The 19,654-nt window shown below is 73.7% G+C and carries 18 protein-coding genes and 1 pseudogene; 7 read left to right on the top strand and 12 right to left on the bottom strand.

Features of this window, described 5'->3' with window-relative positions:
• Positions 1 to 34: 34 nt before the first annotated feature.
• Positions 35 to 1,366 carry an NAD(P)/FAD-dependent oxidoreductase gene (locus ACIRVF_RS10220; RefSeq protein ID WP_402815850.1) on the bottom strand — a complete coding sequence of 444 codons (1,332 nt, stop codon included), beginning with the start codon at positions 1,364 to 1,366 and terminating at the stop codon, positions 35 to 37.
• Between the two features lie 473 nt (positions 1,367 to 1,839).
• Positions 1,840 to 2,745: a TIGR01777 family oxidoreductase gene (locus ACIRVF_RS10215; protein WP_402815849.1), complete on the bottom strand. Its 906-nt coding sequence runs from the start codon at positions 2,743 to 2,745 to the stop codon at positions 1,840 to 1,842.
• A 65-nt stretch (positions 2,746 to 2,810) separates the two neighbouring features.
• Between ACIRVF_RS10215 and ACIRVF_RS10210 the strand changes: the two genes are divergently transcribed.
• Entirely contained in the window at positions 2,811 to 3,311 is a 501-nt protein-coding gene (locus ACIRVF_RS10210; protein WP_402815848.1) for a GNAT family N-acetyltransferase, read from the top strand.
• 131 nt (positions 3,312 to 3,442) lie between these two features.
• Positions 3,443 to 4,519, top strand: coding sequence for a DUF2510 domain-containing protein (locus ACIRVF_RS10205; RefSeq protein WP_402815847.1), 1,077 nt, complete (start codon positions 3,443 to 3,445; stop codon positions 4,517 to 4,519).
• Between the two features lie 7 nt (positions 4,520 to 4,526).
• Here ACIRVF_RS10205 and ACIRVF_RS10200 read toward each other — a convergent pair whose 3' ends face one another.
• From ACIRVF_RS10200 to cobU, 7 genes and pseudogenes are all read right to left on the bottom strand, one after another.
• Complete coding sequence (locus ACIRVF_RS10200) at positions 4,527 to 5,045, bottom strand: DUF4240 domain-containing protein (protein WP_402815846.1); 519 nt, start codon at positions 5,043 to 5,045, stop codon at positions 4,527 to 4,529.
• 126 nt (positions 5,046 to 5,171) lie between these two features.
• A complete protein-coding gene (sucB, locus tag ACIRVF_RS10195) occupies positions 5,172 to 6,977 on the bottom strand; it encodes a 2-oxoglutarate dehydrogenase, E2 component, dihydrolipoamide succinyltransferase (RefSeq protein WP_402815845.1) in 1,806 nt (601 codons plus the stop codon).
• Positions 6,978 to 7,043: 66 nt separating this feature from the next.
• Complete coding sequence (lpdA, locus tag ACIRVF_RS10190; protein WP_402815844.1) at positions 7,044 to 8,432, bottom strand: dihydrolipoyl dehydrogenase; 1,389 nt, start codon at positions 8,430 to 8,432, stop codon at positions 7,044 to 7,046.
• A gap of 445 nt (positions 8,433 to 8,877) precedes the next feature.
• Positions 8,878 to 10,383, bottom strand: coding sequence for a leucyl aminopeptidase (locus ACIRVF_RS10185; protein ID WP_402815843.1), 1,506 nt, complete (start codon positions 10,381 to 10,383; stop codon positions 8,878 to 8,880).
• Positions 10,384 to 10,639: 256 nt separating this feature from the next.
• Entirely contained in the window at positions 10,640 to 11,431 is a 792-nt protein-coding gene (locus ACIRVF_RS10180; RefSeq protein WP_402815842.1) for an adenosylcobinamide-GDP ribazoletransferase, read from the bottom strand.
• A 170-nt stretch (positions 11,432 to 11,601) separates the two neighbouring features.
• Complete coding sequence (locus ACIRVF_RS10175; RefSeq protein WP_402815841.1) at positions 11,602 to 12,717, bottom strand: nicotinate-nucleotide--dimethylbenzimidazole phosphoribosyltransferase; 1,116 nt, start codon at positions 12,715 to 12,717, stop codon at positions 11,602 to 11,604.
• 11 nt (positions 12,718 to 12,728) lie between these two features.
• Positions 12,729 to 13,301, bottom strand: a pseudogene (gene cobU / locus ACIRVF_RS10170) (bifunctional adenosylcobinamide kinase/adenosylcobinamide-phosphate guanylyltransferase); the annotation flags it as partial.
• Positions 13,302 to 13,410: 109 nt separating this feature from the next.
• On the opposite strand from cobU, the gene ACIRVF_RS10165 reads away from it, so the two are divergent.
• The gene (locus ACIRVF_RS10165) at positions 13,411 to 13,611 is read left to right on the top strand and encodes a hypothetical protein (protein WP_380415405.1); all 201 of its coding nucleotides are present in this window, start codon (positions 13,411 to 13,413) and stop codon (positions 13,609 to 13,611) included.
• A 19-nt stretch (positions 13,612 to 13,630) separates the two neighbouring features.
• On the opposite strand, the gene ACIRVF_RS10160 is transcribed toward ACIRVF_RS10165, so the two are convergent.
• Positions 13,631 to 14,371 (bottom strand): class I SAM-dependent methyltransferase, encoded by a 741-nt coding sequence (locus ACIRVF_RS10160; RefSeq protein ID WP_402816255.1) that lies wholly within the window; start codon positions 14,369 to 14,371, stop codon positions 13,631 to 13,633.
• A 179-nt stretch (positions 14,372 to 14,550) separates the two neighbouring features.
• Positions 14,551 to 15,150: a DUF3043 domain-containing protein gene (locus tag ACIRVF_RS10155; RefSeq protein ID WP_402815840.1), complete on the bottom strand. Its 600-nt coding sequence runs from the start codon at positions 15,148 to 15,150 to the stop codon at positions 14,551 to 14,553.
• Between the two features lie 324 nt (positions 15,151 to 15,474).
• Here ACIRVF_RS10155 and ACIRVF_RS10150 point away from each other — a divergent pair, with 324 nt between their 5' ends.
• The gene (locus tag ACIRVF_RS10150) at positions 15,475 to 16,269 is read left to right on the top strand and encodes a PspA/IM30 family protein (protein ID WP_402816254.1); all 795 of its coding nucleotides are present in this window, start codon (positions 15,475 to 15,477) and stop codon (positions 16,267 to 16,269) included.
• A 40-nt stretch (positions 16,270 to 16,309) separates the two neighbouring features.
• Positions 16,310 to 16,609 (top strand): hypothetical protein, encoded by a 300-nt coding sequence (locus ACIRVF_RS10145; protein ID WP_402815839.1) that lies wholly within the window; start codon positions 16,310 to 16,312, stop codon positions 16,607 to 16,609.
• A 100-nt stretch (positions 16,610 to 16,709) separates the two neighbouring features.
• Here the strand turns inward: ACIRVF_RS10145 and nadA are convergent, their stop codons facing one another.
• On the bottom strand, positions 16,710 to 17,894 hold the full coding sequence (gene nadA / locus ACIRVF_RS10140; protein ID WP_402815838.1) for a quinolinate synthase NadA: 1,185 nt from the start codon (positions 17,892 to 17,894) through the stop codon (positions 16,710 to 16,712).
• 191 nt (positions 17,895 to 18,085) lie between these two features.
• Here nadA and ACIRVF_RS10135 point away from each other — a divergent pair, with 191 nt between their 5' ends.
• The gene (locus ACIRVF_RS10135) at positions 18,086 to 19,009 is read left to right on the top strand and encodes an NADP-dependent oxidoreductase (RefSeq protein ID WP_402815837.1); all 924 of its coding nucleotides are present in this window, start codon (positions 18,086 to 18,088) and stop codon (positions 19,007 to 19,009) included.
• 148 nt (positions 19,010 to 19,157) lie between these two features.
• Positions 19,158 to 19,622 carry an Lrp/AsnC family transcriptional regulator gene (locus tag ACIRVF_RS10130; RefSeq protein WP_270147404.1) on the top strand — a complete coding sequence of 155 codons (465 nt, stop codon included), beginning with the start codon at positions 19,158 to 19,160 and terminating at the stop codon, positions 19,620 to 19,622.
• Positions 19,623 to 19,654 lie beyond the last annotated feature (32 nt).

Genomic DNA, 19,654 nt, shown 5'->3' with positions numbered 1-19,654 from the left:
CACGTCCCGGAGAACCGCTCGACGGACACGGCGCTCAGGCCGCCGCCTCCGCCTCCCGGGAACCGGCCGGCAGCCCCAGGTCGCCCAGCACCGCCTGCGCCGCCCGCCGTCCGGAGACCAGCGCACCCTGCACGGTGCTGGTGTCCCGGTGGTCCCCGGCGACGTACAGCCCGGCCAGCAGCCGCACCGGGCGGCGGAGGTTGTGCGGGGGCGGCATCGCGGGCACCGCGTCCGGGACGTGCCGCACGTTGAGGAACTGCCAGTCCGCCGTCGGGGTGCCGTACAGCTCCGCGAGCCGGGCCCGGACGGCCGGTTCCAGCCCGGCCGGGCCGCCCGCGTCGAAGGAGCGACGACCGAGCACGGTGGTGGCGATCAGCGCCTGCCCGGCCGGGGCGTAGGACGGGTGCAGCTCGCTGAGCACCAGCGAGTGCGAGACCAGCGGCGGGTTCCCGTTCGGCCGGTCGGCGTCGAGCAGCAGCACCGCCTCGTTCAACGGGGCGCGGTCGGCGGCGTGGAAGAAGGTGGTGACCGGGTGGAAGTCCGGCAGCCGCAGCCCGGGCAGCAGTTCGGCGGCGGAGCGGGCGTCGGTGGCGACCACCACGGCCTGGGCGCCGATCCGCCCGTGGGCGAGGGTCTCCACGCCGTCGGCGCCGATCGAGGTGACCCGCACCCCGGTCCGCACGGTGCCGGCGGGCAGCGCGGCGGCCAGTTGGGCCGGCACGGCCGCGATCCCGTCGGCGGGCAGACAGAGCCGGCCGCGCGCGTAGGAGCGCAGCACCAGCTCGGCGATCCGGCTGCTGGTGCCGAGGGCCGGATCACCGAGCAGGGCACTGAGCAGCGGCCGCAGGAAGCCGTCGATGCTGCGCGGGGCGAGCCCGTGGCCGGTCAGTGCGCGGGCGGCGGTGGTCTCGGGCCGGGCCTTCAGCCGGCCGGCCGGGGCGGTGGCGATCCGGCCGAGCCAGCTGCCGAGGCGCGCCTTGTCCAGCGGGCTGCCGAGCGGGGCCCGGAGCGCGGCCTGCCGGGCGGCGGTGAGCTGGGGGTCCCCGGCGCGGTAGCGGCGGCCGGCGCTGTGCACGAGTACTCCGGGCGCGAGCGGGCGCAGGTCCAGGCGGTCGAGGTCCAGGGCCCGGCGCAGCTCCGGGAAGGCGGTGTTCAGCAGGTGGCTGCCGTCGTCGAGGCGGAAGCCGTCCACTGAGCGGGTGGCCATTCGGCCGCCGATCCGGTCGGTGGTCTCCAGGACCTGAACGGTGAGGCCGCGGCCGGTGAGTGCGCGGGCGGCGGCCAGGCCCGCGAGTCCGGCGCCGACCACGACGACGTCCGGGTCGGACGGTCGCCGGGCGCGGCGGGTGAAGTCGTACGTGGGCACTGGCGTGCTCCCTCCCTGGTCCCGGGGCTCCGGCCGACGCAGGCAGCGGGGTGCCGGGACACGGTCCGAGGAAGGTGATGCCCAGTCAGTGTGAGCGTCAGACAAGTGCGATGAGCCCGATGCGGGGGTCGGAAGGGGTTGTGCGGCACCGGGTGGGGGCGCGGTCACGGACAGTGCGCCGTACTGGCCGGGTTGCCCGGCAGACGGGCGCGCACGGTCACCGGGGGCGTGCGACGCGCCCGCTGTGTGCTCCCGTGCGCCCCCTCCCGGAGCCCCTCCCGGAGACCCCTCCGACCCCGCCCGGCATATGCCCCTGGCCAGGGCGAACGCCGTAGTCGGACTACGCAGGACGACGCCTCACCGCCGTGGCGGGCGAGCCCGCCGTCGCGCGCCAACCCGCCCCGCCCGCGAGGCCCACGCCGTGCCGCCCGCACCCGGCACGGCGCCCGCGCCCGGCACGGCGCACGGGCCCGTCACAGCGCCGCCCGCACCGCCGAGTCCAGGTCCGGGTGGGCGAAGCGGAAGCCCGCGTCCAACAGCCGCCGCGGCACCACCCGGTGGCTGCCCACCACCTCGACCGCCAGCTCCCCGAGCACCAGCTTGAGCACGGCCTCCGGCACCGGGAACGGCGTCGGCCGCCCCAGCGCCCGGCCGATCGCCGCGGTCAGCTCCGCGTTGGTGGCCGGCTCGGGCGCGGTGAGGTTGAAGGCGCCGGAGAGGTCCTCGCGGTCGATCAGGAACCGCAGTGCGGCGACCTCGTCGGCCAGTGAGATGTAGCTCCAGTACTGCCGGCCGCTGCCGAGCCGACCGCCCAGGCCCAGCTTGAACAGCGGGAACAGCCGGCCGCCCGCCCCGCCCGCGGCGGAGAGCACCATCCCGGTGCGCGGGTGGACGACCCGGATCCCGGCCCGTTCGGCCGGCCGCGCGGCCGCCTCCCACTCCAGGCAGACCTCGGCCAGGAAGTCGTCCCCGGCGGGGGAGTCCTCGTCGATCACCCGATCGCCGGTCTGCCCGTACCAGCCGACCGCGGACGCGCTGACCAGCACCCGCGGCGGCTCCTTGAGCGCCGCCAGTGCCACCGCCAGGGTCTCGGTGCCGTACACCCGGCTCTCCCGGATCTCCCGCTTGTAGGAGTCCGACCAGCGCCGGTCGCCGACCCCGGCCCCGGCCAGGTGCGCCACCGCCTCGACCCCGGCCAGCCCGTCCCGGTCGACCTCGCCGAGCAGCGGGTTCCAACCGATCGCGGTGCTGCCGTCGGGCTGCGGGCCCGTCCTGGAGCGGTGCCGGACCAGCCGGACCACCTCGTGGCCGTCCGCCAGCAGGGAGCGGACGAGCGCCGAACCGATCAATCCCGTGGAGCCTGTGACAGCGATGCGCATGGGCTCATCCTCGCAGTACTTATCAGCTGTCACCTTTCGCACGCGCCCTATTAGCATCACGCGGCATGACCCGCGATGACGATCTGACCATCCGCCCGGCCCGGCCCGAGGACGAGCGCGGACTCGCCGAGCTCAACCGCGCCGCCTGGTCCACACTGTCCGACGTCTCCCCGGAGCCGTCCGCCGAGGAGGGCGTCTTCGACGAGCGGCACACCCCCGACCAGTACCTGCTCGCCGTCCTGGACGGACGGATCGTCGGCTACGTCCGCCAGGTCCCCGCGACCCCGCTGGCCGCCAACCGGCACGTCCGGCAGATCCAGGGCCTGGCCGTCGACGGCACGGTGCGCGGCCGGGGCATCGGCCGACGGCTGGTCGAGGCCGCCTGCGCGGCGGCCCGGGCCGCCGGCGCCCGCAAACTGACCCTCCGGGTGCTCGGCTGGAACACCCCGGCCCGCCGGCTGTACGAGAGCTGCGGCTTCGTGGTCGAGGGCTCGCTGGCCGAGGAGTTCCTGATCGACGGCCGTTACGTGGACGACGTCTGGATGGCCCGCCGACTCACCGCCTGACTCCTCCCCAACCCGGCCCGAACCCCCGCCCCGGCCGCCCGAAAGACCTGACGGACCGTCAGGTCGGGTGCTGCAGAGTCGTGACGTACCCGCCCTGTCTGGAGCGGCACGCCGCCGGGTACCGTACGCCCGTGAGCAACTCGACGCCTCCCGGGTGGTACCCGGTCCCCGGTGCGGACGGCGCGCCCGGTCACGAGCGCTGGTGGGACGGCAACGCCTGGACCAGCGAGGTCCGGCCGCTCCAGGGCGGCGCCGGACAGGTCGCCGACGCGCCGACCCAGACCTGGCAGCCCCCCACCCCGCACCAGCAGCAGCCGGGCTACGGCTACCCGGCGCAGAGCGGCTCACCCGCCCCCGGCAGCTACGGCTACCCGGTGCAGGACGCGGCCCAGGGGCCCGGCTACGGCTACCCCGGCCAGGCACCGTACCCGGGCCAGTCGCCGTACCCCGGCCAGGAGGCCTACCCGGGCGCCGCCTACGGCTACCCGCCGCCGGCCGGCCCGGGGCGCAACAGGACCGGCGTGATCGCCGGCGTCGCCGTCGCCGTGCTGGTGGTGGGCGGGATCATCGCCGGGCTGGTGCTCGGCAACGGCGGGGACCCGAAGGCGGACCCCACCCCGAACCCCACGGTCACCGTCACCCGGAGCGACAGCCCCTCGCCGAGCCCCACCCCGACCCGGTCCGCCCCGACCCCCAAGCCGGTGCCGTCCCTCAAGACCACCGTGCCGGACCCGCAGCACGCGATCACCGTCCCGGTGTTCGACGGCTGGGACGCGGCGGCCAACTCCGCGCACTCCACGGTCTACCTCGGCAGCGGCCGCTACACCTGCGCCGACGGCAACTCCTGCATCCGCGGCCAGTTCTCGATCGAGAAGGACACCGTCCAGGGCGACACCCCGAAGGGCGCCGCCGACGCCGCGATGCCGGCCTACGCCGGGACGATCTTCAGCGGGATCTCCTCCCACACCGACTCCGGCTCCGGCTACGTCAGCGTCGCCGGCGTGCTCGGCTACGCCACCCGCTGGCACGTCCGCACCTCGGACGGCACCCAGGGCTACGTGCTGCTGGCCGCCGTCCCGGCCAAGGGCGGCGGCTACGTGGTCTTCGAGGGCGGCGTGGACGACGACCCGGCCGCGCCGGACGCCTCGGTGCTGGACCAGATCCTCAAGGGCATCAAGCAGGACAGCTCCTCCGGCAGCAGCACCTGAGCCGCTCCTACTGGTCCCCGTAGCGCTCCCAGAGCTTGGGGAAGCGTTTCGCCATGACCTCCGGGTCCTCGAAGTCCAGCGGGGCCCCGGACGGCTCTCCCGCCTCCCGGCCGCCGACGTCCGGCAGCGGCAGGCCGGTCAGCTGCTCGTACGCCTCGTCGGCGGCGTAGCCGAGGTCCTCGGCCTCGCCGTCCTCCTCCTCGTCGAACTCCGGCAGCAGGTCCGCCAGGTCGTCCGGTTCGGCCAGCCCGCCCTCGAAGACCTCCCGGCCCTGGCCGATGAGCCAGCAGCGGAAGTAGTCGAAGGTCTCCTCGGAGGCGCCGTCCAGCAGCAGGTGGGCCGCGCCCCACAGGTCGTAGCGGTGGGCCCGCTGGAACCGGGCCTCGAACAGCCGGGCGAAGTCGATCACGTCGTCCGGGGTCAGCTGCACGAGGCGCTCCACCAGCCGCTCGGCCTGTTCGTCGGGATCGCCGGCGGCGGCCTCCCAGGTGTCGTCGATGATCTGCCAGAAGTCGGTCTCGTCCATCACCGCTCAAGCATCCCTGTTCCGCCGCCTCCACGCATGCCATGACCCGGCGGAAAGCGCACCCGGAACGGCGGGAGCCCCGCGCCGTCCGGGGACGACGCGGGGCTCCCGAGGTGCTGGGACGCCTTACAGGCCGAGCTCGACCTCGAACTCGCCGGCCTCCAGGATCTCCTTGACCGCGACCAGGTAGCGGGCGGCGTCGGCGCCGTCCACCAGGCGGTGGTCGTAGGAGAGCGACAGGTAGGTCATGTCGCGGATGCCGATGGCGGTGCCGCCGTCGGCCTCGATGACCACCGGGCGCTTGACGGTCGCGCCGATGCCCAGGATGGCGGCCTGGTTCGGCGGCACGATCACGGTGTCGAACAGCGCACCGCGCGAGCCGGTGTTGCTGATGGTGAAGGTGGCGCCGGACAGCTCGTCCGGGGTGATCTTGCTGTCGCGGACCTTGGCGGCCAGCTCGGCGGTCTTCTTCGAGATGCCGGCGATGTTGAGGTCGCCCGCACCCTTGATGACCGGGGTCATCAGACCCTTCTCGGAGTCCACGGCGATGCCGATGTTCTCCGAGTCGAAGTAGGTGATGGTGCCCTCGGCCTCGTTGATCCGCGCGTTGACGACCGCGTGGACCTTCAGCGCCTGGGCGGCGGCCTTGACGAAGAACGGCATCGGGGAGAGCTTGACGCCCTCGCGGGCGAGGAAGCCGTCCTTGGCCTTGGCGCGCAGCGACATGATCTTGGTGACGTCCACCTCGACCACGCTGGTCAGCTGCGCCTGCTCGTGCAGGGCCTTCATCATGTTGTCGCCGATGACCTTGCGCATGCGGGTCATCTTGACCGTCTGGCCGCGCAGGGCGGACGGCGCGGCGGCGGCCTTCGGCGCGGCGGCCGGGGCGGCAGCGGCGGCCGGGGCCGGGGCGGCCTTGGCGGCCTCAGCGGCGGCGATGACGTCCTGCTTGCGGATGCGGCCGCCGACGCCGGTGCCGGCGACGGAGGACAGCTCGACACCGTGCTCGGCGGCGAGCTTGCGCACCAGCGGGGTGACGTAGGCGTCACCGTTGTCGGCCACCGGGGCGGCCGGAGCGGCCGGGGCGGCGACGGGGGCCGGAGCGGCAACCGGGGCGGGGGCGGCAACCTGGGCCGGAGCCGGAGCCGGAGCCGGAGCCGGAGCCGGAGCCGGAGCCGGGGCGGCCGGGGCAGCGGCCGGAGCCGGAGCAGCGGCAACCGGAGCCGGGGCCGGGGCGGCCGGAGCCGGAGCGGCAGCGGGAGCCGGGGCAGCGGCCGGGGCCGGGGCGGCAGCCGGGGCCGGAGCGGCAGCGGCGGCACCCGGGGCACCGATCAGCGCGAGCTGGGCGCCGACCTCGGCGGTCTCGTCCTCGCCGACCAGGATCTTGACGACGACACCGGCGACCGGCGACGGGATCTCGGTGTCGACCTTGTCGGTCGAGACCTCCAGCAGCGGCTCGTCGACCTCGACCGTCTCACCCTCGGCCTTCAGCCAGCGGGTGACGGTGCCCTCGGTGACCGACTCGCCCAGGGCGGGCAGCAGCACCGGGGTGGCGTCGCCGGCCGGCGCGGCCGGGGCGGCAGCCGGGGCAGCGGGGGCGGCAGCCGGAGCAGCCGGGGCCTCGGCGGCCGGAGCCGGAGCGGCGGCCGGAGCGGCCTCGGCGGCCGGGGCGGCGGCAGCGGCCGGAGCGCCCGAGCCGTCGTCGATGATCGCCAGCTCGGCGCCGACCTCGACGGTCTCGTCCTCGCCGACCTTGATCGAGGAGAGGATGCCGGAAGCCGGGGCCGGGATCTCGGTGTCGACCTTGTCGGTCGACACTTCGAGCAGCGGCTCGTCGACCTCGACACGCTCACCCTCGGCCTTCAGCCAACGGGTGACGGTGCCCTCGGAAACGCTCTCGCCCAGCGCGGGCAGTGTTACTGAGACCGCCATGGTTTCAGCGACTCCTATCAAGTCTTGCGTACGGGAAGTACTGGAAACGGGGGGAGGTGGGCGCGATCAGTCGTGCGCGTGCAGCGGCTTGCCGGCCAGCGCCAGGTGCGCCTCGCCCAGGGCCTCGGACTGGGTCGGGTGGGCGTGGATGAGCTGCGCGACCTCGGCCGGCAGGGCCTCCCAGTTGTAGATCAGCTGGGCTTCGCCGACCTGCTCGCCCATGCGGGCGCCGACCATGTGGACGCCGACCACGGCGCCGTCCTTGACCTGGACGAGCTTGATCTCGCCGGCGGTCTTCAGGATCTTGCTCTTGCCGTTGCCGGCCAGGTTGTACTTCAGGGTGACGACCTTCTCCTTGCCGTACAGCTCGACGGCCTTGGCCTCGGAGATGCCGACGGAGGCGACCTCCGGGTTGGAGTAGGTCACGCGCGGGACGCCGTCGTAGTCGATCGGCATCGGCTTGAGGCCAGCCAGGCGCTCGGCGACCAGGATGCCCTCGGCGAAGCCGACGTGGGCGAGCTGCAGTGTCGGGACGAGGTCGCCGACGGCGGAGATGGTGGGCACGTTGGTGCGCATGTACTCGTCGACCAGGACGTAGCCGCGGTCCATCGCGACGCCGTTCTCCTCGTAGCCGAGGCCGGCCGAGACCGGGCCGCGGCCGATGGCGACGAGCAGCAGGTCGGCGTCGATCTGCTTGCCGTTCTCGGTGGAGACGCGGACACCGGTCTCGGTGTACTCGACGCCCGAGAAGCGGGCCTTCAGCTCGAACTTGATGCCGCGCTTGCGGAACGCGCGCTCCAGCAGCTTGGAGGAGTTCTCGTCCTCCAGCGGGACGAGGTGCGGCAGCGCCTCGACGATGGTGACCTCGACGCCGAAGGACTTCCAGACCGAGGCGAACTCGACGCCGATGACGCCGCCGCCCAGGATGACGGCCGACTTCGGGATCCGGTCGAGCTTGAGGGCGTGGTCCGAGGAGATCACGCGGTTGCCGTCGATCTCCAGGCCCGGGATCGAGCGCGGCACCGAACCGGTGGCGAGGACGATGTGGCGGCCTTCGATGCGCTGGCCGTTCACGTCCACCGAGGTCTGCGAGGAGAGCTTGCCCTCGCCCTGGATGAAGGTCACCTTGCGGGAGGCCACCAGGCCCTGCAGGCCCTTGTACAGGCCGGCGATGACGTCGTCCTTGTACTTGTGGACGCCGTTGATGTCGATGCCCTGGAAGGTGGCCAGAACGCCGAACTCGGCGGCCTCCTTCGTCTCGTCCGCGATCTCGGCGGCGTGCAGCAGAGCCTTGGTCGGGATGCAGCCGCGGTGCAGGCAGGTGCCGCCCAGCTCACCCTTCTCGACCAGGGCGACGCTCAGACCCAGCTGAGCGGCGCGGAGCGCCGCGGCGTAACCGCCGCTTCCGCCTCCGAGAATGACTACGTCGAAAACGGTGCTGGCGTCGTTCGCCACGTCACGTCCTCCATGCAATGGGGTGGGTCGCCGGGCCGGTCGCGGTCCGGTGGGTCGGAAGCCTTTGTGGGGCGCCCAGTCGTGCCGGAAATACATCTTCGCACTTGTTCGCGGTGGCTGATGTCCGGGTCCGCCCCAGGGGTGTCCCGAGGAGTGGTCACCGGGGCGGTAACACCCTCGACGGAAGGGCATCATCGCAGCTCAAGGCCTTGTTGACAGCCGCCGGACGGGCGTCTTCCGCCCCCTGCGGGGCCGCCGCTTCCGCAGTGCGGAACAAAGTTTCGCCCGTGGCGAACAGAGGTGCGGTGGGCCGTCCCGGCCTACTCGCAGGTAACCCGCGCGGGAACGCCGACGGGGGCCCGGCGCACACGCGCCGGGCCCCCGTCCGGGCTCGGGTCCGCAAGGACCGGGCCATGGATCAGGCCAACCGGTCGGCCCTGCGGGATCAGGCCTTGCCGTTGGCCGCCGTCTGCTCCGCGAAGCGGACCAGGGTGCGCACCGCGCTCGCGGTGCCGCCCTTCGGGGTGTAGCCGAACGGCGCGCTCTCGTGGAACGCCGGGCCGGCGATGTCCAGGTGCGCCCAGTCGATGCCCTCGGCCACGAACTCCTGCAGGAACAGGCCGGCCACCAGGCCGCCGCCCATCCGCTCGCCCATGTTGGCCAGGTCGGCGATGGTCGAGTCGGTCATCCCCTTCTTGAGATCGGCCGGCAGCGGCATCGGCCAGGACTGCTCGCCGACCTCGCCCGCGAGGGCGTGCAGGTTCTCCCGCAGCTCGTCGCTGTTGGCCATCACGCCGAAGGTGCGGGTGCCCAGGGCCAGCACCATCGCGCCGGTCAGGGTCGCCACGTCGATGATGACGTCCGGGTTGTCCTCGCCGGCCTTCACGATCGCGTCGGCCAGCACCAGGCGACCCTCGGCGTCCGTGTTCAGGACCTCGACGGTCTTGCCGCCGTACATGCGCAGCACGTCGCCCGGGCGGGTGGCCGAGCCGGACGGCATGTTCTCGGCCAGCGCCAGCCAGGCGGTCACGTTGACGGTCAGGCCCAGGCGCTTGGCGGCGACCACGGCGGCGAACACGGCGGCGGCGCCGGCCATGTCGCACTTCATGGTCTCGTTGTGGCCGGCCGGCTTCAGCGAGATGCCGCCCGAGTCGTAGGTGATGCCCTTGCCGACGAAGGCCAGCGAGGCCTTCGCCTTCGGGTGGGTGTAGGCCACCTTGACCAGCCGCGGCGGGTTGGTCGAGCCGTTGCCGACGCCCAGCAGACCGCCGAAGCCGCCCTTGGTCAGCGCCTTCTCGTCCAGCACCTCGACCTTGAGGCCGTGCTCCTTGCCGGCCGCCTGGGCGATCGCGGCGAAGCTCTTCGGGGTCAGGTCGTTCGGGGCGGTGTTGACCAGGTCGCGGGCCCGGTTCATCTCCTCACCGATCGCGGTGGCCCGCTCCACGGCGGCCTTGGCGTCCTTGCTGCCCTTGCGGACGGTCAGTACGACCAGCTCGCCGACCGGCTCCTTGCCGTTGCCGTTGCCCTTGTAGGTGCCGAAGGCGTACGAGCCGAGCAGGCCGCCCAGCGCGACCGCCTCGACCTCCTCCGCGGACTCGGCCGGCAGGGCCAGCGCGGCCTTCTTGGCACCGGCCAGGGCACGGGCGGCGACACCGGCGGCGCGGCGCAGCGCCTCCGGCTCGTAACCGCCCTCGGCCGCCTCGCCGAGGCCGACCGCGAGCACGAGCGCGGCCTTCAGGCCTGCGGGGGAGGCCACCTTGACGGTCTCGCCCTCGGCGCCGGTCGCGCCCAGGGTGCCGAGGACCTCGGCCAGCTTGCCCTCGAACGCCTCGTTCACGGCCTCGGCGCCGGGGGCCAGCACAATGCCCTTGGGGCCCTTAGCGACACCGACCACCAGGGCGTCCGCGCGCAGCGAGGCGGCGGAGGAGGTGCTCACAGACAATGCAGTCACGTAATGCGTCCTGTTCTTTCGCGGTCCACGGCCGGTCGCGGCGTGACTGCCGCACCGGCGCAACCCGCCGTCGCAGGCCGTCCGCCGGCGGGCCCTGCGGTTCCGGGCCCCCTGGCGCGCGCGTCCGCCGGCAGCGGCCGCGCACACCAGAGGCCCCGGCTCCTCGGCGCGCCGGGCGGGCAGGACCTGCCACGGTGCAGGGCTGCGGTGCTTCACGCATGGTAGTCCGCATGGTGGGATCACGCGCCGCCCGGTGTCAGCCGAGCAACGCCAGGGCGAACAGCGTTCCGGTCGCGGCGGTCTCCGCCATGGCGCCGAGCACGTCCCCGGTGATCCCGCCGAACCGGCGGACGCACCGTCCGAGCAGCAGCCCGGCGCAGCCCGTGCCGAGCACAACCGCCAGTGGCAGCCGCAGGGCTGACCACCCGTCGAACGAGCCGGCCGCGGCCAGGCCGAGCGCCGCGAGGGCCGTTCCGGCTGCGGCCCCGACGGGCCGGACGGTGCCCGCCACCATCGCTCCGAGCCCGCCCGGACGGGCGGCCGGCACCGACCGCAGGCAGCCCCGGGCGAGCGCGCAGCGGGCGGCCACCGCCGAGGCGAGCACCGCGAGCGCGCCGCGCGGCACCGAGTGCCCGAACTGACCGGCCAGCGCGGCGACCTGGGCCAGCAGGACCAGGAGCAGGGTCAGCACGCCGAACGGCCCGATGTCGGACTGCTTCATGATCCGCAGCGCGTCCTCGGCCGGCTTGCCGCTGCCCAGCCCGTCGGCGACGTCCGCCAGACCGTCCAGGTGCAGGCCCCTGGTCAGCGCGGCCAGGACGCCCACCGCCGTCACGGCCCCGAGCAGGCCGCCCGCCCGCCACGCCACCAGCGCCCCCGCCCCGGCCGCGATCCCGCCCAGCACGACCCCGACGACCGGGGCCGCCGTCATCGCCCGGCCCCCCGCCGCCCGGTCCCACCGCTCCACCCGCACCCGCAGCACCGACAGCGTCCCGAACGCGAACCGCAGCCCCTCGCCCCAGGTCGCCCGCTCGCCGCCGTCGGCCATCACTCCCACTCCTTCACCGCACCGCACCCCACAACAGAAGACCCCGGGCCCCGGACAAGCAGAATCCCCGCGCCCCGAAAGGGGGCGCGGGGACCGCGCGGGGCGGAAGGCCACGGGCCCGGAGCCCGAACGGCGACGCCCGGTCGCCGGATCGTCCGGCCTTCCCGCCGCTACAGCCGCCGCAGCAGATCGGCCGCCGAGGGCAGCTTCGGCTGCTCCTTCGGCGCCGACGGCACGAACGGCCGCGGCGCCTCCTCGGCGAGCGCGTCGCCCGCCGCCTGGAGCAGCGGCAGCGCGAGCACCGCGCCGACGCCCTCGCCCATGGTGATCCCCTGGTCCTGCAACGGCGTCAGGGTCAGCCGGTCGTACGCCTTCGCCTGGGCCGGCTCGGCGCTGGACTGACCGGCCCGCCACCACTCCGGCGCCCGGAAGGCGATCCGCTGCGCGACCAGCGCGCAGGCCGAGGACACCACGCCGTCGAGCACCACGGGCAGCCGTCGGACGGCCGCCTGCAGCAGGAACCCGGTGATGGCGGCGAAGTCCGCCCCGCCGGTGGCGCCGAGCAGTGCCAGCTGGTCGCCGAGCACCGGCCGGGCCCGCCGCAGCGAGTCCCGGATGGTGGCGCACTTGACCATCCACACCCGGTCGTCGATGCCGGAGCCGCGTCCGCAGACCGCCGCCGCGTCCGTCCCGCACAGCGCGCCGACCAGGACGGCGGCCACCGTGGTGGAGCCGACCCCGAGGTCGCCGAGCAGCACCAGGTCGGTGCCGGAGTCGGCCTCCTCGTCGGCCACGGCCATGCCGGCCCGGAAGGCCCGTACGGTCTCCTCCGGGGTGAGCGCGTCCTCGACGTCGATCCGGCCGGAGCCGCGCCGGATCCGGTGGGCGACCACCTCGTCCGGGAAGTCCGCGGGGTCGGTGTCCACCGCGACGTCGACCACCCGCAGGTCCGCGCCGTAGCGGGCGGCCAGCCGGGCGACCGGCGCGCTGCCGTCGAGCACCGCCCGCACCCGGGCCGCGGTGCCGCCCCGGGCGGGCAGCCGGGAGACCCCGAGCGCGGCCACGCCGTGGTCGGCGGCGAACAGCAGCACCTTGGGCGCCGACACCGGCCGCACGGGGGAGCGCCCCTGCACGGACGAGAGCCAGCTGCCCAGCTCCTCCAGCCTGCCGAGGCCGCCGCGCGGCCGCCCGGCCTCCTGCCAGCGCTCCTCGGCGGCGCGCCGGGCGCTGTCGTCGGGGCGCTCGACGAGCGAGGAGAACGTATCGAGATCCACGGTCGTGTCCATCGACCGGAAGGCTACACGCCGCAGGTGTGCGGGCCGGGCTTGACCGTCAGAACCTGTCCCGCGACGACCAGGAGCACCCGTTCCGAGGCATCCGCCACGGCCATGTTGAGCCGGCCCAGGGTGTCGCGGAAGCGCCGCCCGGCGGCGGTGGCGGGGACGACGCCCATGCCGACCTCGTTGCTCACCGCGACGGCCGTGCGCGAGGTGGCCGCCCAGGCCGCGGCCAGCGACCGGCAGCGGCGCTGCACCGCCTCCTCGGCCCCGTTCGCCCAGGCCTCGTCGTCCCAGGCGTCGCACTCGTCCATCACCGCGGTCAGCCACAGCGCCAGGCAGTCGATCAGCACCGGCGCCGGGTCGGCGGTGTCGGCCAGTACGGCCTCCAGCTCGCAGGTCTCGGCGGTGCGCCAGCTGTCCGGCCGGCGGTCCCGGTGCAGTGCGATCCGCTGGGCCCACTCGGCGTCGCCGTCCCGGGTGCCGCCGGTGGCCACGTACAGGACGTCCGGCCGGTCGGCGAGCAGCTGCTCGGCGCGGGTGGACTTGCCGGAGCGCGCGCCGCCGAGCAGCAGCGTGCGGGGGAGCGGGGGGTGGGTCGCCATGGCGACCATCCTGCCGGACAGGCATACGGAAGATCGGGCCGGGCAAGCTATGGTGCGCAGCACACAAGGCAGGCAGCGTCAGTGGGAGGAGCCGGGCATGGTCTGGACGTGGCGGTACGAGAAGGCGGACGGCAGCGCGGTGACGTCGAGCCTCGGCCAGGAGGAGTTCGCCGGCCAGGGCGACGCCGAGACCTGGATCGGGGAGACCTGGAAGCAGCTCGCCGAGGAGGGCGTGGACACCGCGGTCCTGCTGGAGGACGGCGGCAAGGTCTACGCGATGAGCCTGCACGAGGGCTGAGCCCCCGGGGCCCCGGGCCCTACTTCGACCCGATCACGTGCAGCAGCGCCGCGACCTGCCGGTAGGGGTCGGTGCGGCCGGCCCGGTCCTCGGCCTCCAGCAGCTGGGCCAGCTGCCGCCCGTCCACCGGCGGGGCGGCGTCGTCGGGCGCGTTGTCGGTGAAGACCCGGACGCCGTACCAGTGCCGCAGCGGCACGGACACCTCGGAGAGGGTGACGGACAGGTCGGCGAGCCGGTCGGCGCGGGCGGCCAGCCCGAGCCGGTTGTAGTACCGGTCGCTCTCGAAGGCGTGCAGGGCGGCCCGCCAGTCCCCGGCGGCGGCGGGCCGCAGCGCGAGCGCGTCGCGGTTGCGGACCAGCAGCGAGAGCAGTCCGCCGGGCGCCAGCAGCCGGGCCAGCGAGGCGATCATCGGGTCCGGGTCGGGCAGGTACATCAGGACGCCGTGGCAGAGCACCACGTCGAAGCTGCGCGGGCCGAACCAGCGCCCGCACTGGTGGCCGTCGCCGCTGAGCAGCTGCATCCGGCCGCGCACCTCGGGCGGCTCCTCGGCGAGCGCCCCCTGGGCGACGCCGAGTGCGACCGGGTCGGAGTCGATCCCGGTGACGTAGTGGCCGGCCCGGGCCAGCCGCAGGGCCTGGGTGCCCTGCCCGCAGCCGATGTCGAGGACGCGCTGCGCGGTGCGGCCTGCGAGCTGTTCGGCGAGCTGCCGGGAGACGAGTTCCTGCCGGACGAAGTTGCGCAGTCCGCCGAGCCGGTCCAGCCAGGCGCCGGTGCCGCCGGCGAAGGAGCCGCTGCGGGAGGGCAGCCGGCGTTCCTGGCCGAGCCGGTCGTGCCCGCCGTCGCCCTGGCCGGGGAGCGTGCCGCCCTGCCCGGGCAGGGCGTAGAGGCCGGGCCCCTCCCAGGACGGCGGGGCCCAGCCGGAGTCCACCGGTTCGGCGGTCAGGGCTTCTCCCCGCGCCGCACCTGCGGCTTGGGCAGGCGCAGCCGGCGCATCTGCAGCGTGCGCATGATGCCGTACGCGACCACGCCGCGGGTGTTCTGCCCGGCGAAGCGCTCGCCCAGCTGCTTGCGCAGGCCGAAGCCGAGGCGCGCGAAGTCGAGGATCACCATGACGAAGAACAGCAGGAACAGCAGCGTGGACAGCAGCTGCAGGGTGGGCACCTTGATGATGCTCAGCACCAGGATGACCACGGCGGCCGGCAGGAAGAACTCGGCGAGCGACCAGCGGGAGTCCACGTAGTCCCGGGCGAACTTGCGCACCGGGCCCTTGTCACGGGCCGGCAGGTGGCGCTCGTCGCCGTCTATCAGCGCCTGGCGCTGCTTCTCGCGCTCGACCCGCATCCGGTCGCGGGCCTGGCGGGAGGCCTCCTTGCGGTCCTTGGGCACCGTGACCCGGGTACGCCGGTTGGCCTCGGCCTCGCTGCGCTTGGGGGTGGGGCGGCCCTTCTTGGCCTGCGGGTGGCGGGCCTGGGGCGTCTCGTCCTGCTTCTCCAGCACGGTGGCGGAGGCGGCGGCATCATCTGAACGGCGTCGGAACACACCCCCAGCGTACGGGGTGCGGCGCGGCGACCACGGGTCCCCTCGGACCCAAACGCATATCGATCCGTCCGGCCGAGTCGCGAACCGGGGTTCCCGGCCCCTTCCCGTAGGGGATCAGTCGGATGGACCATGGGGAGGATGAGAGGCGGATCCACCCCGGGGATGAGGAACTGCCGCTGGTCGCTGTAGCAGTCTTGTTGCAGGCAGGTGCACTGCGGCGACGGGCTCGCTGCACATACACTCGTCGTGTCTGGTAACGAGATTAAGACCGCAGGCCGGAGAAGGGGGCACCCGAGGCCCATGAGCGACGGAATCATGAAGCGTATGGGGCTGATCTTCCGCTCCAAGGCGAACAAGGCCTTGGATCGGGCGGAGGATCCCCGTGAGACGCTCGACTACTCCTACCAGAAGCAGCTCGAACTGCTGCAGAAGGTACGGCGTGGTGTCGCGGACGTCGCGACCTCGCGCAAGCGCCTGGAACTCCAGCTGACCCAGCTCCAGCAGCAGTCCGCGAAGTACGAGGACCAGGGCCGCAAGGCGCTGTCCCTCGGCCGCGAGGACCTCGCGCGCGAGGCGCTGACCCGCAAGGCCAACATGCAGTCCCAGATCAACGACCTGGAGACGCAGTACCAGCAGCTGCAGGCCGAGGAGGAGAAGCTCACCCTCGCCTCCCAGCGCCTCCAGGCCAAGGTGGACGCCTTCCGCACCAAGAAGGAGACCATCAAGGCCACCTACACCGCGGCGCAGGCGCAGACCCGCATCGCCGAGTCCTTCTCCGGCATCTCGGAGGAGATGGGCGACGTCGGCCTGGCGATCCAGCGTGCCGAGGACAAGACGGCGCAGATGCAGGCCCGGGCCGGCGCGATCGACGAGCTGCTGGCCTCCGGCGCGCTCGACGACGCCAGCGGTCTCGGCCGCAAGGACGACATCGAGGCCGAGCTGGAGCGGGTGGCCGGCGGTTCCGACGTCGAGCTGGAGCTGGCCCGGATGAAGGCCGAGCTGTCCGGTGGCCCCGCCGCCGGTCCGGCCGCGATCGAGCAGGGCAAGCCGGCCCAGCAGCCCCAGCAGCCGCAGGACGCGCAGTCGCAGGACACCCCGCGCATCAACTACAACAAGTGACCTCAGCTCGACCCCCACGAGGACCAGGGAGACGCACGGCATGATCATGAGGGTCATGGGTGAGGGGCAGTACGAGGTGGGCGACGACCACCTGAACCTGCTCAACCAGCTCGACGACGAGCTGCTCACCGCGGTGGAGTCGGGCGACGAGGAGAACTTCCGCCAGGCCTACGGGAAGCTGCTGGACGCCGTGAAGCTGCACGGCATCCGGCTGCCGGACGACTCGCTGGAGCCGTCCGAGCTGATCCTGCCGAGTGCCGAGGCCACTCTCGACGAGGTCCGCGCCCTGCTGCTCTCCGAGGGCGAGGGCGTGATCCCGGGGTTCCCCGAGTACGAGTAGGCCGCGCGGCCGCTGCCAGACGAAAGGGCGGGTCCCCTCCGGTGGGAGGGGACCCGCCCTTCGTTCGCGCGGTGCGCGCGACCCGCGCGGCGCGGCCGGACTACGGCAGGGCCAGCATCCGGTCCAGCGCGGCCTTGGCGTACTTCTCGGTCTCCGGGTCGACGGTGATCACGTTCGGCACCCGGCCCTCGACCAGCGACTCCAGCGCCCAGACCAGGTGCGGCAGGTCGATCCGGTTCATGGTCGAGCAGAAGCAGACCGTGCGGTCCAGGAAGACGATCTCCTTGTCCGGGTGCGCCTTGGCCAGCCGGCGGACCAGGTTCAGCTCGGTGCCGATGGCCCACTTGGAACCGGGCTCTGCGGCGTCCAGGGCCTTGATGATGTACTCGGTCGAGCCCACCATGTCGGCGGCCGTGACGACCTCGTGCTTGCACTCGGGGTGCACCAGGACGGTCACGCCGGGGATCCGCTCGCGGACGTCGTTCACCGAGTCCAGGCTGAACCGGCCGTGCACCGAGCAGTGGCCGCGCCAGAGGATCATCTTGGCGTCCCGCAGCTGCTCGGCGGTCAGGCCGCCGTTCGGCTTGTGCGGGTTGTAGAGGACGCAGTCGTCCAGCGAGAGGCCCATGTCCCGCACGGCGGTGTTGCGGCCGAGGTGCTGGTCGGGCAGGAAGAGCACCTTCTGGCCCTGCTCGAAGGCCCACTCCAGGGCGCGCTGGGCGTTGGAGGAGGTGCAGATGGTGCCGCCGTGCTTGCCGGTGAAGGCCTTGATGTCGGCGGAGGAGTTCATGTACGAGACCGGGACGGTCACGTCGGCTATGCCGGCGTCGGTCAGGACGTCCCAGCACTCCGCGACCTGCTCGGCGGTGGCCATGTCGGCCATCGAACAGCCGGCGGCGAGGTCGGGCAGCACGACCTGCTGCCGCTCGCTGGTGAGGATGTCCGCGGACTCGGCCATGAAGTGCACGCCGCAGAAGACGATGTACTCGGCCTCCGGGCGGGCGGCGGCGTCGCGGGCGAGCTTGAACGAGTCGCCGGTGACGTCGGCGAACTCGATGACCTCGTCGCGCTGGTAGTGGTGGCCGAGGATGAAGACGCGGTCGCCGAGCGCGGCCTTGGCCGCCCGGGCGCGCTCGACCAGGTCGGGGTCGGAGGCCGGGGGGAGGTCGCCCGGGCACTCGACTCCGCGCTCGCTGTTCGGGTCGGCCTCCCGGCCGAGCAGCAGCAGAGCGAGCGGCGTCGGGGTGGGGTCGACGCCGTAGGTCTCGGTGATGGTCGTGGTCACGGGCGGGTGCCCTTCTGTGCGGCCGAGCTAGCGGTGGGGCCTTTTCGTCTATCTGACGCTATCTATTCTAACCGGTTAGCGTCAGAGTGACGATGGCCATCCTGTCGATGTGACGAGAACCGCTCGGCGAAACGGATGCTTCCCGCCGTCGCCGAATCGATATTTCGAAGCCCACGGGTATGGCTGGGCCCATGAAAGCAATCGCGATCAACCACTACGGCGGTCCCGAGGTCGTCGAGTACACCGACCTCCCGGACCCCAAGGTCGGACCCGACTCCGTGCTGGTGCAGGTCCGGGCGGCCGGGGTGAACCCGGTGGACTGGAAGGTCCGCGACGGCGCCCTGGACGGCCTGCTGGACGTGCACTTCCCGCTGGTCATGGGCTGGGACGTGGCGGGCGTGGTCCGCGCCGTCGGTGGCGGGGTGACGGAGTTCGCCCCCGGCGACGAGGTGTACGGCTACGTCCGCAAGGACGCCGTCGAGCACGGCACCTACGCCGAACTGGTCTCCGCCCCGGTCCGCACCCTCGCCCGCCGCCCCGCCGCGCTGGACTGGGCGCAGTCCGGCGGCCTGCCGCTGGCCGGGCTCACCGCTCTGCAGAGCCTCAACGCCCTGCGGATCGGGGCGGGGGAGACGGTCCTGGTGCACGCCGCGGCCGGCGGGGTCGGCCACCTGGCCGTCCAGATCGCCCGGGCCCGCGGTGCCCGGGTGATCGGCACGGCGGGCGAGCGCAACCACGACTACCTGCGCGGCCTCGGCGCCGAGCCGGTGACGTACGGCGAGGGCCTGGCCGAGCGGGTCCGGGCGCTCGCCCCGGACGGTGTGGACGCGGCCCTGGACCTGGTCGGCCACGGCGCCGTCCAGGTCTCGACGGACCTGGTGGCCGACCCGGGACGGATCGCCTCGATCACCGACTTCGGGGTCAAGGCCCTCGGCGGCCACTACGTCTGGGTCCGCCCGGACGCGGCGGGCCTGGCGGAACTCGCCGCCCTCGCCGACGACGGCCGGCTCACCGTCACCGTCGCCTCCACCTTCCCGCTGGCCCAGGCCGCCTCCGCCCAGGCCCTCAGCGCCGAGGGCCGCACGAGGGGGAAGATCGTCCTCCTGGTGGAGTGACCGCCTCCTCGCCGTCATCCGTCGGCGATGAACTCGTTCAACTCATCCGCCAGAATGGGTGGCGAACCGTTTCGGCAGCGGCGCCGACAGCACCGGCCGCCGGGACGCCCCCTCGATCCCCCCGCACGACCCGTGGAGCCCCGCACCGATGACCAGCAGCCGAGCGCACGAGGTGATCGGGGCCGACCTGGACGAGACCGACCGGCAGCTCCTCGCCCGCCTCGGCAGCGACGGCCGCGCCTCCTACGCCGAGATCGGTCTCCAGGTGAACCTGTCCGCCACCGCCGTGCGCCGCCGGATCGACCGGCTCCGGGCGCGCGGCGTGGTGCGGGGCTTCACCGTGGTGCTCGACCCGGCCGTGCTCGGCTGGCAGACCGAGGCCTTCGTCGAGGTCTACTGCCGCGAGCGCACCGCCCCCGAGGAGATCCTGGCAAGCCTGCGCCAGTTCCCCGAGGTGGTCGCCGCCTGGACGGTCACCGGTGACCCGGACGCCCTGGTCCACCTGCGGGCCGCCGACATGCGCCACCTGGAGGCCGTCATCGAGCGGATCCGGCGCGAGCCCGGCGTCCAGCGCAGCCGCTCCTCGGTGGTCCTCTCCCAGCTGATCGGCTGACCCGCGCAGGGGTACGCAGGAATCCTGCGCGG

This window comes from Kitasatospora sp. NPDC101157 (assembly GCF_044768255.1).
Taxonomy (GTDB): domain Bacteria; phylum Actinomycetota; class Actinomycetes; order Streptomycetales; family Streptomycetaceae; genus Kitasatospora.
Note: the sequence above shows the minus strand (reverse complement) of the source record. Positions and strands in the feature narration are given on the sequence as shown.